Source organism: Streptomyces sp. NPDC034085, from assembly GCF_055575555.1.
The window spans coordinates 565,332-580,356 of the sequence record NZ_JBVISL010000002.1; the positions used below are offsets into that span (position 1 = coordinate 565,332).

A 15,025-nucleotide genomic window follows, 5' to 3' on the forward strand; every position below is an offset into this window, starting at 1 on the left:
GTACCTGATGGCCACGACGCACGGCGCCGTCGCGCTCAACAGCGACGAAGCCCGCTACTTCACGAACGACACCTACCGGATCACACTCCTGTGGGGCGGAGGCAAGGCAACGGTGCACATCTACCAGCACCAGCCGACCATCGACTTCCGCCACGAGATCAAGTGGGCTGGTTCCTCGTACGAGGTCGCCCCGGATGCCCTCCTGACCGCCGTACTCGACCACGCCCACCATGCCGGCCGGGACGAGGCCGCCGAGCACCTGACCGTTCACGCCCTCCGCCAGGAGCACGAGCCCCTCGTCTGGCACGCTCCCGTCGACATGCCGCGACGGCACCGCGAGACCTACGGCCTGGGGGAGGCCGCGTGAGCGCCGACACCTTCACCGTGACGTTCGTCGTGCGCTGGGAGAGCGACTCCGAAGGCGTCTCGTACGACATGCCGTCCATGGTCTGCACGGTCGAGGTGCCGCGCGGCTCCAGCGGCAACATGCGTGAGGCCGCCTACCCGCTCGTGGCTCAGCGCATCGTCGACAGCTACCCCAACGGCCCCTCCGGTGCAGAAGCGCCCATCGAGCCGAGCTGGATCTTCGAAGACGATCCGCTGTGCATGGTCGAGGCCATCTTCAAAGGCACGCCCGAGTTGCTCGACGCCTGGGCCCACTCGGAGACGATCTGATGTCCCTGATCCGTCTCGACACGGCTGGCGCTCTCGGCCCGAGGATCGAACTGGATCTGTCCGGACGATCCCAAGAGGAGCTGGAGGCGATAGCCGCCCCCTTCCCCGCGAGATGGCTGTTCGAGCCCGAACCCGGAGAGCCCGACCGTGTGGTCTACCTCTTCTGCGGCCCCGGAGGGCTAGAGGTCGGCATCCGCGATGTGCTCGGCCTCCCCCTCGACATCGTGGGCGTAGAGCTGAACCGGGACGCCTCGGCCACCGCGACAGCAGCCGGGTTCCAGCGGATCACCATGGACGTGCGCGACCTAGACCCCTGGAACCCTGCTCTTCGGTGGGTGCGCGGCCTGATCGTCACCGCGCCGTGCCAGTGCTGGACGCCCGCCGGGAAGCGCGCCGGGCAGGACCCGCGCAATCAGGAACTCCTCCTGGACGTGTTCACCATGGCCTTCGAGGCCACCTTCGGGCACTGGCACGACAGCCGGGAGTGCGGCCCATGCGAGTGGGCGGACCACTGCCTGATCTGTAGCAACCCGGACTGGGACGGATACTCGGGCTTCACCGGGCCTCTCCTCACCTTCGACGAGGTCCGATCACCGATTGCCGACATGACGGACGAGCGAATCGGCCTGATCGCCGAGGTGCTGATCTGGTCGCTCGCCCTGACCGCTCAGTGGGACAACCTCCGATGGCTGGCCATGGAACAGAGTTCCGCCCTGCCGGAGAACATCCTCGACGGGATACGCGAGGAGCTGTGGGCCGCCGACTGGTGCAGCGCCGAGTACCGCGTCCTCGACGCCGTGGACTACGGCCTCGCCTCACGGCGTAAGCGCGTCTTCCTCATGGCCGCCCGGCACGCCTACGTGGACATGGAGGCGCTCACCCCGAAGGCGCCCCTGCCGTCGACCACCGCCGCCGAGGCCCTCGGCTGGCCCTCCGGTATCCGCGTCAACACCCGAGGCGTCCGCAAGACGGCGGGCGGCAACTGCTGGAGCGCGGACAAGCCCGCGACAGGCATCACCTCGAAAATCCGCGGCTGGTACTGGGAGCACGATAAAGACCGGCGCTTCTCGCTCGACGAGGCTGCGCTCCTGGTCGGCTTCCGCCCCGGCTACCCCTGGACCGGCTCCCGCTCATCCTGCACGCAGCAGATCGGCGATGTCGTCGCCCCGCCTATGGGCGCCGTCGTGATGGGTGCCCTCCTGGGGAAGCAGTGGGAGCCGCAGCTCCACGCGTACCTCGCCGAAATCTACGACCGCCCGGCCGCGCCTGCGGCTACGAACGAAGAGAGAGTCCCCATGACCATGAAAGCCAAGCTCACCGAACTCAAGGCCGGGCAGAAGGTCCGCGCGGTCGGGCGTGACACGCGAGGCCACACCGTCACCCGAGAGGGCTACCTCGTGGCCGACCCCATGCACAAGACGGCCGCCTGGGACGGCACGCGAACCAAGGTCATCCGACTGCATGTTGACCCGCGCCTCGAATCCGCACCCACGCGTCAGAACTGGGTGACGATGCTCCCGGAGTGGGAGGTCGAGCTCCTCGAAGCCCCCATGCCCGACCCGATCCCGGTCCCCGCGCCGGACCCTGAGCAGAGCACCCAGGACGAAACCCCGACCGTACGACCGGCCGCTCCCCTCATCGGCATCGCGGGCGCAGCCCGAGCGGGCAAGGATACGGCCGCCCAGGCGCTCGCTGCGCTGGACGGGGAACGCACCTGGCAGCGCCGAGCCTTCGCCGACCCCATCAAGCGCTTCCTGTACGCGCTCAACCCCATGATCGACAGCGTGGAGACGGCCGAGCCTGACGGCCTGGCCCAAGAGGTCGACAAGCACGGGTGGGAGCGGGTGAAGGACTTCAGTTGGGATCTCCGGGGCCTGATGCAGCGGTGCGGGACCGAGGCCGGCCGGACCGTGCTCGGCGAGGACGTGTGGGTGAGGGCCCTCTTCAACGACCTGGAGCCAGACGCGCCGACAGTGATCACGGACGTGCGCTTCCCCAACGAGGCCGAGGAAATCCGGAAGCGCGGCGGGATCGTCATCAAGCTCGTCCGCCCGGATCAGCCAGCCATCCGCGAGGCGTCGCACAGCAGTGAAACGGCCCTCGATGGGTGGGGCTTCGACGCGGTCCTGGAGAACGCCGGTAGCCCCGAGGAGCTGGGCCGGGAGGTGCTCCGAGTGATCTCCGCGCACCTGAATGGCAAACTTGATCCCTCTCTCTTGAAAGGGTAAGTTGAACCAGGAAAGAGGAGGAGCCCCATGGCCACCATCACGACGCCGGAAGACCTGAACGCTCTGCCCGTCGGAGCTGTGTTCACCGACGCGGAAGAAGACACCGCTCGCAAGATCGACACCGACGCCTACCTCGTAACCGGGGTCGGAGCAGCGGTCACGTCCCGCTTCTTCGCCTTCCCGGTGAAGATCCACGACTGATGCGACTGACCCCCCGCAAGGAGGAGGTCGAAGCGGTCAAGGCACTGCTGGAGGACCCGGACTTCAGCAGTGCCGACCAGATGGCCAAAGCGGTCATCAAGCAAGTCGCCGACATCCTCCAGATGCGCGACTGGGTGGCCCTCGTCCACACCTGGAGTGACGGAAGCCGCGGGCTGAACTGGGCGCCGTTTGGCAACGAGGCCGAGGCCAAGAGTTTCGCCTCCAAGCTCGCCATCGGCGGCACAGGACGGCTCGTCAAGCTCAACAGCCCCGGCGTCACGCTCGCCAACATCGACGGCAAGAAGGGCTGGAAGGGCTACTGCCAGCACTCCGAGTGCGGACACGCCCCGTTCACCCACTCCGCCGCCAGCGCCGCCCGAGGCGCCTGTCAGATACCCACCTGCCCATGCAGCCGATTCGAGAAGTGAGGACAACCGCCGTGAGTATCAGATCAGTTGAGTTCCGCACTTGCCCGTGCGGCAACAAGCGCGCCTACGAGGACGAGCGGGCAGCCGAGAAGGCCCTCGGCCGCGCACAGGCCATGCGGCACCGTGCAGTCGACCGCAAGGGGTCCCGACGCGGCCTGTACCGCGAGAACCGGTACTACGAGTGCGATTACGGAATGTGGCACCTGACTGCGCAGTCTCGCGCCGACTACATCGGGGCCGCCGCTTGAAGTACAGCGAGAAGGCCATGGCGAACGGCTGGGGCTGGGTGCTCGGCGTCTCCGGCCAGGAGTGCCGGGTGTACTCCCAGCCCGGCCACGCCCCGATTGAGGACCCGAAGGAACTGCTCGCCGAGGCCGCCAAAATCCTTGGCCTCTCCGACCCAGCGCTCGTGCCGGCCCGCATTCGGAGGCTCAAAGCGGACCAGAAGCGCGCGCTGAAGTCGGCAGCACTTGCCTGGGAGACAGTGCACTCGCTCACCGACGCGCAGCGAGGCGAGAGGCCCGCCCGTTGAGTCAGGGCGGCAGTAACCGGCTTCTTACGCCGGAAGAGGTGGCCGCCTGGCTCAAGGTCAGCGAGACCACCGTCAAGAACAAGTACCGGACGTGGGGATTGCGGCCCCAGAAGGTCGGCCGCCTCCTCCGATTCCGTGAGCGCGACATCGTCGCGTACCTCGACGAAAACTACGGGTAACGGCACAGCCCTGCCCCAGCACGAAGGGGGGCCACATGGCTACCGTTTTTCAGAGATGCAAGACAGATAAGCGAAGCCCGCTCTACCCCTGCGAGAAGGTGCGCTGCGGCCACGACTGGACCGTCAGGTACAGGGAGCCGGGTGGGCGCACCGCACGCCAGCGGGAAGAGAGCTTCACCAAGAAGACGGCGGCGGACGCCTTCGCCGCGAAGGTTGAGAACGACAAAGACCACGGAACCTTCATTGACCCGCAGGCCGGGAAGATCACGGTTCGAGCCTACGCGGAGGACTGGCTGAGCCGCCGAGTGATCGGGGACTCGACGTACTCGAACTACCGCGGATTCATCGACACCCACCTGATACCCGCGCTTGGCCGGAAGACCATGGCCGGAGTCGCGAAGCGGGACATCGAGCACTTCAAGGCGACCATCAGCAAGAAGCTCGCGGCAAGCACGGTGCACGATCGCATGAAGCTCGTGAAGCACATGTTCTGGTCGGCCAAGGAAGAGAAGGTCATCCAGGAGGACCCCACCAAGGACGTGAAGACCGCGCCCGGCAATCACGCGGTCGACGAGGACGAGATCCCCACCCTTGAAGAAGTGCGACTGCTTCATGAGCACATGTCGTCGCAGTACAAGCTCACCGTCTGGCTCCAGGCCGGGGCCGGACTGCGGGTCAGCGAGGCGCTCGCCTTCCACGTCGGCTGTCTCCGTAACGACGTGATCCGCGTCCGCTGGCAAATCAGCGCGAAGGCTCACCGCGAGGATTGCAAGACGCGGCTCGTACCGCTGAAGCACCGCGACGAGGGGGAGTACCGCGACGTGCCCGCCGCGCCATTCGTCTGCGACGAGATCGACGCGCACGTGAAGCTGTGGGAACCGATTCCGCTGACCTTCCAGAACGCGGCGGGGAAGGCACGCCAGGTCAAGGTCTTCTTTGCGCCGCGTGAACGTGGCAAAGGGATCATGCCCACCGCCAACACCTACAGCTACCACTTCAAGAAGGCGTGCAGGCTGGCCGGGCTGGTCGACGCCGAGGGCAATCCGAAGTACCACCCGCACTCGCTTCGCCACTTTTTCGCCTCGACCGCCCTGGCGGCCGGCATCCCGATCCACGAGGTCTCACGGTGGCTCGGCCACAAGTCGATCAAGACCACGGTGGACATCTACGGGCACCTCGTCCCGGAGGCGTGGGATCGTTGCCGTGCCATCATGCAGAAGGCCATGGGGCCGGTGCCCGTCGAGGTCGAGAGCGAGGCTCCAGCAGAGCCCGGCGAGTACGGTCCGGCTGCCTGATGTGCTGGGTGTGCTGGTTAGGTTCCCACCGTGCTGGATCTGTGCTGGATGCGATCTTCAGAGGGCGCGTTTCCGCAGGTCGCAGCTCTGTGTCAGACGTTCCGGTTCAACGTGTAATCGTTTCGTCACTGGGCGTGAGATGGTTCATCAAACGTGCAGGTCAGAGCGGGTCGGACTCTGACGAGTCCGACCCGCTCTGCATTCCCGTCCTGACGTGGTGCTGGCTTTTCAGCTGCTTCGGGGCGGCGTGAGCTTGTCGAGGTCCAGGCTGACCTGGAAGGGCACCGGGCGCTGGAGGGTGCCTCGGAAGATCCCGGCGGGTGCGTAGGCGCCGGTGGGTTCGTCGAGCTCGTAGACGTGGACGACGGGTGCCCCGTCCTCGTCCTCGATGCACCAGTAGTGCGGGATGCCGGCCTCCGCGTACTTGCGGAGCTTTACCGTGCGATCGCGATGGGCGGACTCGGGTGACACCGCCTCCACGACGAGCTTCACGTCCTCCGGCGCGTACCAGGTGCGGTCGGGGTCATAGGGCAGGTTCGTCAGCAAGAGGTCCGGCTCAGGGCGGTTGCGGGCATCGAGGCGGATCGTCATCTCGCGCTCAACCTCGAAGCCGGCCGGTGCCTGTGCCATGAGCGTGGTGGTCAAGGCGGTGACGAGGCGGCCGTGCCAGGACCGCTGGGGCGACATCATGAAGACGAGGGCTCCGTCGATCAGCTCGGTGTGGCGGGGTGCCTCGGGGAGGCGGTCGAGGTCCTCCGCGAACCAGCCTTCCGCGCGGGGCGGGCGCATCCAGTCGGGCAGTGCGGTCATGGCTTCACGGTAGCGGCCCGCAGCTCAGGCTGGAGGGCCTGCGATCCCGGTCCGGGGGCTTTCGGCAACGTGCCGCGCCATGGCCGGCCACAGGTGGTCGGGCGGGGCCGGTCGTCCCCCCCGTGGGTGCTGGACTTTTCTGGATCAACTCGCGCCGGGCTGGACCGGTGCTGGGTCGCAGGTCGGAGCCGGCGTGTCAGCGGGGCGTCGGGTCCTGCGCCGTGGGGTTCGGGGGCAGCATGGGGTCGAAGGGGGAGTTCTCCTCGCCCGGGACGTGGGGGAGGAAGCCGTCCGGGGCGGTGCGGGCGGCGGTGGTGAGGAGGCGGTCCAGGACCTCCTGCTCGGTGGCCGGGGGAAGACGGAGGGCGGCGAGGAGGCGGTCGCGGACGGCGGGGTGGTCCGGGTGGTCGGCGAGGTGGTCGGCGCCCAGGGCCGGGGGGCGCAGGCCCGCCAGGGCGTCGTGCCAGGACGGGAGGACGACCATGAGGGTCAGGGCCTCGGCGAGGGACTCGGCGAGCAGCGAGGCCCGGCCCTCGGAGTCGGTGTACAGGACGGGCCGGTGGCCGCCGGGGGTGGCCGGGCCGCAGAGGTAGTGGGTGCCGCCCGCGTTGCAGCCGGCGACGGGTTCCACCGGGAGGCCGCAAGGCAGGGTGATCGGCTCGATCGGGTCGGTGCGGGCGAGGTCGAACTCGCCGTCGCAGGCCAGGTAGGAGGCGGCCTCCGGGTGCGCGGCGATCCTGCCGAGCAGGGCGTCGTCCGAGAGGGCGGCCGGGTTGAGGGCCGCGGCGACGGCGGGGGTGAGGGGGTGTCCGGCGAGGACGTGGCGGATGGCGTCGAGGGGGACGGGACGCTCGTAGTAGTCCTCGAAGTGCGCCTGGACCGCTTCGGGTGAGCGGGTCGTGAGGAGGTCGAAGAGGAAGCCGGAGCCGTCCGGGTCCGCGCTGCCCGGGGGGAACGTGAGGGCCGAGCCCGTGCGCCAGGCGGTGTCGCCGGTCTCCCGCCACAGGCAGGCGGTGACCCGCGGGACGCCGAGGCCCTCCTCGTGGAAGGCGGGATCGTCCAGGAGCGGGCGCAGCGTGGCGGGCACGTCGTCGATGACGCCGGGCCAGACCTGCTCGTCGTCCGTGCCGTACGGGCTCATCTGCGACTCGTGGTCGAAGCCGCGTACGAGCACCCCCGCCGGGGTGAAGAGCACGGAGAAGTCGTCCCCCGAGCCGTTCTCCATCAGGGCCGCCTCCGTGCCGGGGCCCCAGGCCGCGTCGAAGGTGTACTGGCAGTACCGCGGGTCGTCGCCGATCGCCGCGTCCAGGACGGCCAGGGCGCGCAGGTGGGCGCGGAGCCCGGCGGGGTCGGGGAGGAGGGCGGCGGTGTCGTGGACGGTGCTCATGACGCCATGGAAGCAGCCGCCTCTGACACCCCCGGGGCCGGTCCGGTGTGGATCAGCCGGAGCGGAGGGCCGCGAGGAAGTCCAGTTTGGTTTCGAGGCGGCTCAGGTCGCGGCCCGTCAGCTGTTCGATGCGGGCCATGCGGTGGCGCAGCGAGTTGACGTGCAGGTGGAGGCGGGCGGCGGTCTCGGTCCAGGACGCGTCGCAGTCGAGGAACGTCTCCAGGGTGGCCAGCAGGTCGGTCCGGTGGCGGCGGTCGTGGTCGCGCAGGGGGTCCAGGTGGCGGGCGGCGAAGGCCCGGCGGGCCTCGGCCGGGATGAGGGGCAGCAGCGACAGGACGTGCGCGGTGAGGTCGTCGGGGCCGCGTACGGTCACCCGGTCCGGGCCGTCGGCGGCGAGCCGCAGCGCGTTGTGGGCCTCGGCCAGGGCGCGGCGGGAGTCGCCGGGGTCGTCCACCGGTGAGCTGACGCCGACGCGGACGCCGTCCGCCGGGCCGAGCCACCGCCCGAGCGCCGCGCAGAGCCGTCGCTGGAGGGCGGCGCAGTCGACGGCCCCTTCGGGCACCAGGACGAGGAGCACGGCCCGATCGCCGTCGACCGTGGCGGCGATGTCCTGCGCGGTCGCCCTCACCGGCCCGTCCTCCTGGACCAGGGCTTCCTCCAGCAGGACGCGGACCGCTGACGCGGGAACCGGGCGGTCCCCGTCCCGCTCGCCGCCCGCGACCACGTACTGGCAGCGCGGCCAGGTGCCCACCCCGCTGATGACGGCCTGCGCCGTGCTGCGGAGCCGTACGGGGATCTCCTCGGCCGGGACGCTGCTGCGCACCAGGTCGAGGCAGCGGCGGGCCAGGTCGCGCAGGGCCGCCTTGGCCCGCTCGTGTGCGGACCGCGCGTCGGTGAGCAGCTCCACGACCCGGTCGAGGAGTTCCGCGTCCGTCGGGGGCCACCGGGACACGTCGGCCTCCACCGCCACCAGCCAGTCGCCCAGTTCGGCGGCGTCCCCGTGGCCGTTGCGCACCGGCACGAGGGAGTGGAGCCGGCCGCCGACCGTGACCCGGTGGGGGGCCGCCCCGCCCGCGCGGCGCGCGGCCAGGTACCGCGCGGCCAGGGCCGACGCCGTCTTGGGGTGGAGGGGCGGGCGCGCCCCGGCGATCTGGCGCCCGGTCGCCGACAGGACGCGGACCTCCAGGCCGAGGCTGTGCCGCAGCAGCTCCAGTACGGAGTCCGGGGCGGCCCGGTCGGTGAGGAGCCGCCGGTGGCGTTCGACGACGGCGGCGAGGCTGCCGACGTCCCGGCGGTGCAATCGGTGCAGGACGTGCTCGGTGACCGCGGCGAACGAGGTCTCCGGCCGTACGGCGACGAGCGGGAGGCCGTGGCGCCGGCAGGCCCGTACGAGGTCGTGCGGGACGAGCCCGTGCTCGACCTCGCCGGCCGCGAGGGCCGCGACGCCGGCCCGCGCGAGGACCCGTACGAAAGGCTCGGCGTCCCCGTCCGCACGCCACCAGGCGAGCCCCGTGAGGACGAGTTCCCCGCCGCCGAGGAAGCGGCCGGGGTCCGCCAGGTCGATGGTCGGGACCGCGGATATGGCGCGATCGAGCCCACCGTCGCCGTCGCGCGGGCCCACGAGCAGCAGCAGCCCCAGCTCGTCGGCGTCCAGGAGTTCGCGTAGCCGCATGGGCGCCACCCTCTCATGCCGTGCTGCTTGCGCGACGGGTATCGCCGCAGTTCAACGGGGTGCGGCGGACGGAAGGCACGGTCGTCCACAGGCGGCACGGAAGCCGGTTCTGAGCGATCGGTGACTGCCTCGCCGCCGCGGGAGCTGTGTCTACTGCTGTGCGTGCGGCCGACAGCGGTTTCGGCCAGAGCGGAGCCCGGTGCCGCGCACGGGGGTCGCGGCGCCGGAGCGGCGCGGTCCCGTCCACGCCCCGGGTCACGGAACACCAGGAAGAGGCGGTCTGATCATGGCTGGCAACACCACCGGAATCCCCACCGACGTCACCCAGCGATCCCGGACCAGGGGCGGCATCGGCGAGTCGACGCTGCGCCCGGACGGCACCCTGAAGGTCACCGGCGAGTTCGCGTACTCCTCGGACATGTGGCACGAGGACATGCTGTGGGGCCAGACCCTGCGGTCCCCGGTCGCGCACGCCGAGATCGTGTCCATCGACACCTCCGGGGCCCTCACCGTCCCCGGCGTCCACGCGGTCATGACGTACGAGGACCTGCCGGCCCCGGTGAAGTACTACGGCATGGAGTTCCAGGACACGCCGGTCCTCGCGCACGGGAAGGTCCGCCACCACGGTGAGCCGGTCGCCCTGGTGGCCGCCGACCACCCGGAGTCCGCCCGCCGCGCCGCCGCCAGGATCAAGGTCGAGTACCGGGAGCTGCCGCTCGTCACCGACGAGGCCTCCGCGCTCGCCACGGACGCGGTCCTGGTCCACGAGAACCGCCGGGACCACCACGCCGGCCGCGTCCCGCACCCCAACATCGTGCACCGCCAGCCGATCGTTCGCGGCAACGTGGAGGAGGCCCGCAGGCGCGCCGACGTCATCGTCACCGGCGAGTACACCTTCGGGATGCAGGACCAGGCCTTCCTCGGCCCGGAGTCCGGCCTCGCGGTGCCCGCCGAGGACGGGGGCGTCGACCTGTACGTCGCGACCCAGTGGCTGCACTCGGACCTGCGGCAGATCGCGCCCGTCCTCGGCCTGCCCGAGGAGAAGGTCCGCATGACGATGGCCGGCGTCGGCGGCGCGTTCGGCGGCCGCGAGGACATCTCGATGCAGATCCTGGCCTCCGTGCTCGCGCTGCGCACGGGCAAGCCGGTGAAGATGGTCTACAACCGCTTCGAGTCCTTCTTCGGCCACGTCCACCGGCACCCGGCGAAGCTGTCCTACGAGCACGGCGCGACCCGCGACGGCAAGCTCACGCACATGAAGTGCAGGATCGTGCTCGACGGCGGCGCCTACGCCTCCTCCACCGCCTCGGTCGTCGGCAACGCGTCCTCCCTCTCGGCCGGCCCGTACGTCATCGACGACGTCGAGATCGAGGCGATCGGCCTCTACACGAACAACCCGCCCTGCGGCGCGATGCGCGGCTTCGGCGCCGTCCAGGCCTGCTTCGCGTACGAGGCCCAGATGGACAAGCTCGCGGCGGAGCTGGGCATGGACCCGGTGGAGTTCCGCCGGCTCAACGCCATGGAGCAGGGCACGGTCATGCCCACCGGCCAGGTCGTGGACTCCCCGGCCCCGGTCGCAGAGCTGCTGCGCCGGGTCAAGGCCCGCCCGCTGCCGCCGGAGCGCCAGTGGGAGGACGCCGACGGCGGGGCCGACGTCCGCGCCCTGCCGGGCGGCCTGTCCAACACCACCCACGGCGAGGGCGTCGTCCGCGGCGTCGGCTACGCCGTCGGCATCAAGAACGTCGGCTTCTCCGAGGGCTTCGACGACTACTCCACCGCCAAGGTGCGCCTGGAGGTCATCGGCGGTGAGCCGGTCGCGATGGTCCACACCGCGGCGGCGGAGGTCGGCCAGGGCGGCGTCACCGTCCACGCGCAGATCGCCCGCACCGAGCTGGGCGTCCAGCGGGTCACCATCCACCCGGCCGACACCCGGGTGGGGTCGGCCGGTTCGACCTCCGCGGCCCGCCAGACGTACATGACCGGCGGTGCGGTGAAGAACTCCTGCGAACTCGTCCGCGAGAAGGTCCTGGAGATCGGCCGGCGCAGGTTCGGGCCGTACCACCGGGCGTGGGACACCGCCGCACTGCGCCTGGAGGGCGGCAAGGTCGTCACGGGTGACGGCGAGGTGATCGCCGACCTGGTGGACGTCCTCGAGGCCGAGGCCGTGGAGATCGAGGCCGAGTGGCGCCACCGCCCCACCGAGCCGTTCGACCCGGTCACCGGGCAGGGCGACGGCCACGTGCAGTACTCCTTCGCCGCGCATCGCGCGGTGGTGGAGGTGGACACCGAGCTGGGCCTGGTCAAGGTCGTCGAACTGGCCGTCGCCCAGGACGTGGGCAAGGCGCTCAACCCGCTGTCGGTCGTCGGCCAGATCCAGGGCGGCACCGTCCAGGGCCTGGGCGTCGCGGTGATGGAGGAGATCATCGTGGACCCGGAGACCGCGAAGGTGCGCAACCCCTCCTTCACGGACTACCTGCTCCCGACGATCCTCGACACCCCGACGATCCCGGTCGACTACCTGGAACTGGCCGACCCCCGCGCGCCGTACGGAGTGCGCGGCATCGGCGAGGCCCCGACCCTGTCGTCGACCCCGGCCGTCCTCGCGGCGATCCGCGCGGCGACCGGGCTGGAGCTGAACAGGACGCCGGTCCGCCCCGAGCACCTGACGGGGCTCTGACGGCCCGCGTCCCGAAGGGCACCGGGCAGCGGGCACCGGGCGCCGGACTCCGGCGCCCGCGTGCTGTCACAGGCCCCGGACCGCTGCCACCGTGAAGGTGGTCGGGGTGCCCGTGGACGGGGTGATGGGGCCGCCCTTGTCGAACTGGGATCGGACCACCAGGGTGCGGCCCGGGAGGTGCGCCAGGGTGGTGGGGATCTGGAGCGAGCCGTCCGTGAGGGTGCGGGTCAGGCGGGCGCGGGTGCCGTCGGGGGTCAGCTGCCAGCGGGTCAGGGTGTTGCTGGTGTTGTGGGCCGCCCGCAGGACGCCGGTCGCGGAGAGCTGGAGGCCGTCGGCGGCCTTCAGGTCGCCGCCGGTCAGGGTGACCCGGCTCAGGGCGCCGGTGCGCAGGTCGACGCGGTGCAGTTCGCCCGCGGTCATGTCGACCGCCAGCAGGTAGCGGCCCGCCCGGTCGGAGGTGATGCCGTTGAGCGTGAACCGGCCCGGCGGCGGCGGGGTGACGTGCCCGCTCAGGTCGTGGGCCACCGTCAGGGGCCCGGAGCCCGCGCGCAGCTGCCCGGGGGTGACGCGGTAGATCACCGCGCGGACGCTGTCCGTCAGGTAGGCGGTGCCGTCCGGGGTGACGGTCAGGTCGTTGATGAAGTGCGGTGTGCCGGCCGGGGCCTCGAAGTGGGCCAGGCGGGCGCCGGTCGCCGCGTCGTACACCGCGACCCCGGCCGTGGAGTCGGTGACCCACAGGCGGCCCCGGTCGTCCACACGCAGGCCGTTCGCGGTGTGCCGGCCGTCGGTGCCGGCCGGGAGGAAGACCTCGGCGGTACGGGCCCCCGGTCGGGCGCGGTACACGGTGCCGTCCGCGTACGAGCCGACGTACACCATGCCCGTACGGGAGTCCACGGCTATGCCCTCGGGGTAGACCTTCGAGCCGGGGAGCGTGAAGGCCATGGACACGGGGGACGGCGGCGCCGGTGCGGCGCCCGTGGTGAGGGCCGCGGTCAGCGCGACGGCGGTGGCGGCGACGAGGGCATGAGACAGCTTCCGCATGGGTGAACCCTTTCGAGTGAACGAATCGGAAGGATAGTTAGAGTTCTAATGCTTAACAAGGGTCGTAGGATGCCGCAATGACGTCCATGCCCCTTGAGGAGCGCATCGGCGCGCACATCAAGCGCGCCGAGCAGGCCCTGCTCGCGGCCAAGAACACCGCGTGCAAGCCGGCCGCAGTAACGGTTCCGCAGTACGCGGCCCTGCTCTGGCTCGCCGAGAAGCCGGGCATCTCCGCCGCCGCCCTCGCCCGGCTGTGCGGGGTCACGCCGCCCACCATGAACACGGTGCTGAAGAACCTCCAGGAGCGCGGGTTCATCGAGCGGACCCCCCACGAATGGCACCGCAACGTGCTGGAGACCCGGCTCACCCCGGAGGGCCGCGCCGCGATGGAGCTGGCCGACGCCGGCGCCGTCCGGGTGGAGAGGGCCCTGGCCGCCGCCTTCTCGGCGGAGGAGCGGGCCCAGCTCACCGAGCTGCTGGGCCGCTGCGCGGAGGTGCTCGAGCCCCTGAAGTGAGCCCCGGGAAACCTGACGTTCCGGCCGCGTTTTTGCAAGGATTTGGAACTTTTCGCGGGCGCGGCGCATCGTCACCAGGGGGACGTCCCCCCGCCCTGCCCCGCCCGGGGCAGTCCCGACCGTTCGGAGCGAAGCCCGTGCACCAGTACCCGCAGCAGTCGTCCGGCCACGAGCCCGAGCGCGAGCCAGAGCGGGCGCAGGGCCGCAGGAAGTCACGGCGCGCGATCTGGACCGCTGCGGGCGTCGCCTGCGCCCTGCTCCTCGGCGGCGGTGGCTTCGCCGCCTACCGGAACGACTGGTTCTCCGGCAACGGCGAAGCCGTCAGCTTCGGCAAGCCCCGCCCGCCCGCCGGTACGGACGGCGGCGCCGGGGCGCCCTCCGGCAACGGGGCGAAGAAGACGGAGCCCCCGGCCCCGCCCAAGCCCAGCGGCGACCCGGACGTGCAGATGCCCGCGGGCCCGAAGTCCGACTTCAAGCAGACCGCCAAGCTCGACGACGGCACGGTCATCGCCAAGACCCGCCTGACGGGCGCGAAGTCAGGCTTCGAGGGCGACGTCTGGGTATGGGCTCCCAAGGAGTACGACGACCCGAAGTACGCCAAGAGCGCCTTCCCGGTCCTCATAGCCCTCCCCGGCGGCAACGGCTTCCCGACCAACTACTGGGCCGACCGCAGCCTCGGCCTCCAGAAGGCCGTCAGCGAGGGCGTCCAGGCCGGGACCAGCCTGCCGTTCATCCTGGTCATGCCGGTGCTCAACCCGGACAACAAGTACTACTACGACGGCGCCGACATACCCGGCCAGCCCAAGATGGGCACCTGGATCGCGGAGGACGTCCCGGACTTCGCCCGCGCGAACTTCCGTACGTACAAGTCCCGCGACGGCTGGGCCTTCATGGGCTCCTCCTCCGGTGCCTTCGTCGGCATGAAGACCCTCCTGCAGCACCCGGACAGGTTCAAGGCCGTGATCGCCAGCGGCGGCGAGATCACCCCCGACTCCCCGCTCTGGAAGGGCCACCAGGCGGAGATGGACGCCAACAACCCCGAGAAGCTCGCGGACCAGCTGATCAGGACGGGCGGCCCGGAGGTCTACATCAACTTCCAGGTCGGCACGAAGGAGACCGGCAAGGACCGGATGGCGAAGTTCGTGCAGCAGTACGGCAAGGGCCCGGTCAAGACGACCATCCGCGACATCCAGAACGGCGAGCACAACGGCTGGCACTACGTGCGCGGCATGAAGGAGGGCTCGCTGGAGTGGGTCAGCAAGGTCCTGAAGGGCCCCAGGCCCGAAGCGGGCTGACCGGCTGACCGGCTGACCCCACGGCGGGCCCCACCCGGGCCCCGTACGTTCGAACCGCTCCTGTTCCCGCAGGCCGGACGCCCCGGGGGA

At 70.7% G+C, this 15,025-nt stretch carries 15 protein-coding genes; 11 read left to right on the forward strand and 4 right to left on the reverse strand.

Annotated features, from left to right (window positions below; translation table 11 throughout):
• Positions 1-7 precede the first annotated feature (7 nt).
• The 8 genes from ACZ501_RS08000 (at position 8) to ACZ501_RS08035 (ending at position 5,538) form a co-directional block, all read left to right on the forward strand.
• Complete coding sequence (locus ACZ501_RS08000) at positions 8-367, forward strand: hypothetical protein (RefSeq protein ID WP_468793357.1); 360 nt, start codon at positions 8-10, stop codon at positions 365-367.
• Complete coding sequence (locus ACZ501_RS08005; RefSeq protein ID WP_356450170.1) at positions 364-675, forward strand: hypothetical protein; 312 nt, start codon at positions 364-366, stop codon at positions 673-675. The genes ACZ501_RS08000 and ACZ501_RS08005 overlap by 4 nt, the downstream gene beginning before the upstream one ends.
• Positions 675-2,903 carry a deoxynucleotide monophosphate kinase family protein gene (locus tag ACZ501_RS08010; RefSeq protein ID WP_468793360.1) on the forward strand — a complete coding sequence of 743 codons (2,229 nt, stop codon included), beginning with the start codon at positions 675-677 and terminating at the stop codon, positions 2,901-2,903. Before ACZ501_RS08005 ends, ACZ501_RS08010 begins: the two co-directional genes overlap by 1 nt.
• A 27-nt stretch (positions 2,904-2,930) precedes the next feature.
• Positions 2,931-3,104, forward strand: a complete 174-nt coding sequence (locus tag ACZ501_RS08015; RefSeq protein ID WP_356450166.1) for a hypothetical protein — start codon at positions 2,931-2,933, stop codon at positions 3,102-3,104.
• A complete protein-coding gene (locus ACZ501_RS08020) occupies positions 3,104-3,532 on the forward strand; it encodes a hypothetical protein (protein ID WP_356450164.1) in 429 nt (142 codons plus the stop codon). Before ACZ501_RS08015 ends, ACZ501_RS08020 begins: the two co-directional genes overlap by 1 nt.
• Before the next feature lie 244 nt (positions 3,533-3,776).
• Positions 3,777-4,064 (forward strand): hypothetical protein, encoded by a 288-nt coding sequence (locus ACZ501_RS08025; RefSeq protein WP_468793363.1) that lies wholly within the window; start codon positions 3,777-3,779, stop codon positions 4,062-4,064.
• Complete coding sequence (locus tag ACZ501_RS08030) at positions 4,061-4,243, forward strand: helix-turn-helix domain-containing protein (protein ID WP_356450158.1); 183 nt, start codon at positions 4,061-4,063, stop codon at positions 4,241-4,243. Before ACZ501_RS08025 ends, ACZ501_RS08030 begins: the two co-directional genes overlap by 4 nt.
• 35 nt (positions 4,244-4,278) lie before the next feature.
• Positions 4,279-5,538: a tyrosine-type recombinase/integrase gene (locus ACZ501_RS08035; protein WP_356450156.1), complete on the forward strand. Its 1,260-nt coding sequence runs from the start codon at positions 4,279-4,281 to the stop codon at positions 5,536-5,538.
• A gap of 228 nt (positions 5,539-5,766) precedes the next feature.
• Here the strand turns inward: ACZ501_RS08035 and ACZ501_RS08040 are convergent, their stop codons facing one another.
• The 3 genes from ACZ501_RS08040 to ACZ501_RS08050 all read right to left on the reverse strand — a co-directional run bounded on the left by ACZ501_RS08040 (position 5,767) and on the right by ACZ501_RS08050 (position 9,407).
• Positions 5,767-6,348 (reverse strand): Uma2 family endonuclease, encoded by a 582-nt coding sequence (locus ACZ501_RS08040; protein ID WP_468793366.1) that lies wholly within the window; start codon positions 6,346-6,348, stop codon positions 5,767-5,769.
• 196 nt (positions 6,349-6,544) lie between these two features.
• Complete coding sequence (locus ACZ501_RS08045; protein WP_468793368.1) at positions 6,545-7,735, reverse strand: hypothetical protein; 1,191 nt, start codon at positions 7,733-7,735, stop codon at positions 6,545-6,547.
• 52 nt (positions 7,736-7,787) lie between these two features.
• The gene (locus tag ACZ501_RS08050; protein ID WP_468793371.1) at positions 7,788-9,407 is read right to left on the reverse strand and encodes a PucR family transcriptional regulator; all 1,620 of its coding nucleotides are present in this window, start codon (positions 9,405-9,407) and stop codon (positions 7,788-7,790) included.
• Between the two features lie 286 nt (positions 9,408-9,693).
• Between ACZ501_RS08050 and ACZ501_RS08055 the strand changes: the two genes are divergently transcribed.
• Positions 9,694-12,084, forward strand: a complete 2,391-nt coding sequence (locus ACZ501_RS08055) for a xanthine dehydrogenase family protein molybdopterin-binding subunit (protein WP_468793374.1) — start codon at positions 9,694-9,696, stop codon at positions 12,082-12,084.
• A gap of 66 nt (positions 12,085-12,150) precedes the next feature.
• Here the strand turns inward: ACZ501_RS08055 and ACZ501_RS08060 are convergent, their stop codons facing one another.
• Complete coding sequence (locus tag ACZ501_RS08060) at positions 12,151-13,125, reverse strand: SMP-30/gluconolactonase/LRE family protein (RefSeq protein WP_468793377.1); 975 nt, start codon at positions 13,123-13,125, stop codon at positions 12,151-12,153.
• A 77-nt stretch (positions 13,126-13,202) separates the two neighbouring features.
• On the opposite strand from ACZ501_RS08060, the gene ACZ501_RS08065 reads away from it, so the two are divergent.
• Together ACZ501_RS08065 and ACZ501_RS08070 are read left to right on the forward strand one after the other, a co-directional pair.
• The gene (locus ACZ501_RS08065) at positions 13,203-13,640 is read left to right on the forward strand and encodes a MarR family winged helix-turn-helix transcriptional regulator (RefSeq protein WP_361598398.1); all 438 of its coding nucleotides are present in this window, start codon (positions 13,203-13,205) and stop codon (positions 13,638-13,640) included.
• A 137-nt stretch (positions 13,641-13,777) separates the two neighbouring features.
• On the forward strand, positions 13,778-14,935 hold the full coding sequence (locus ACZ501_RS08070; protein ID WP_361598395.1) for an alpha/beta hydrolase: 1,158 nt from the start codon (positions 13,778-13,780) through the stop codon (positions 14,933-14,935).
• Positions 14,936-15,025: the final 90 nt, after the last annotated feature.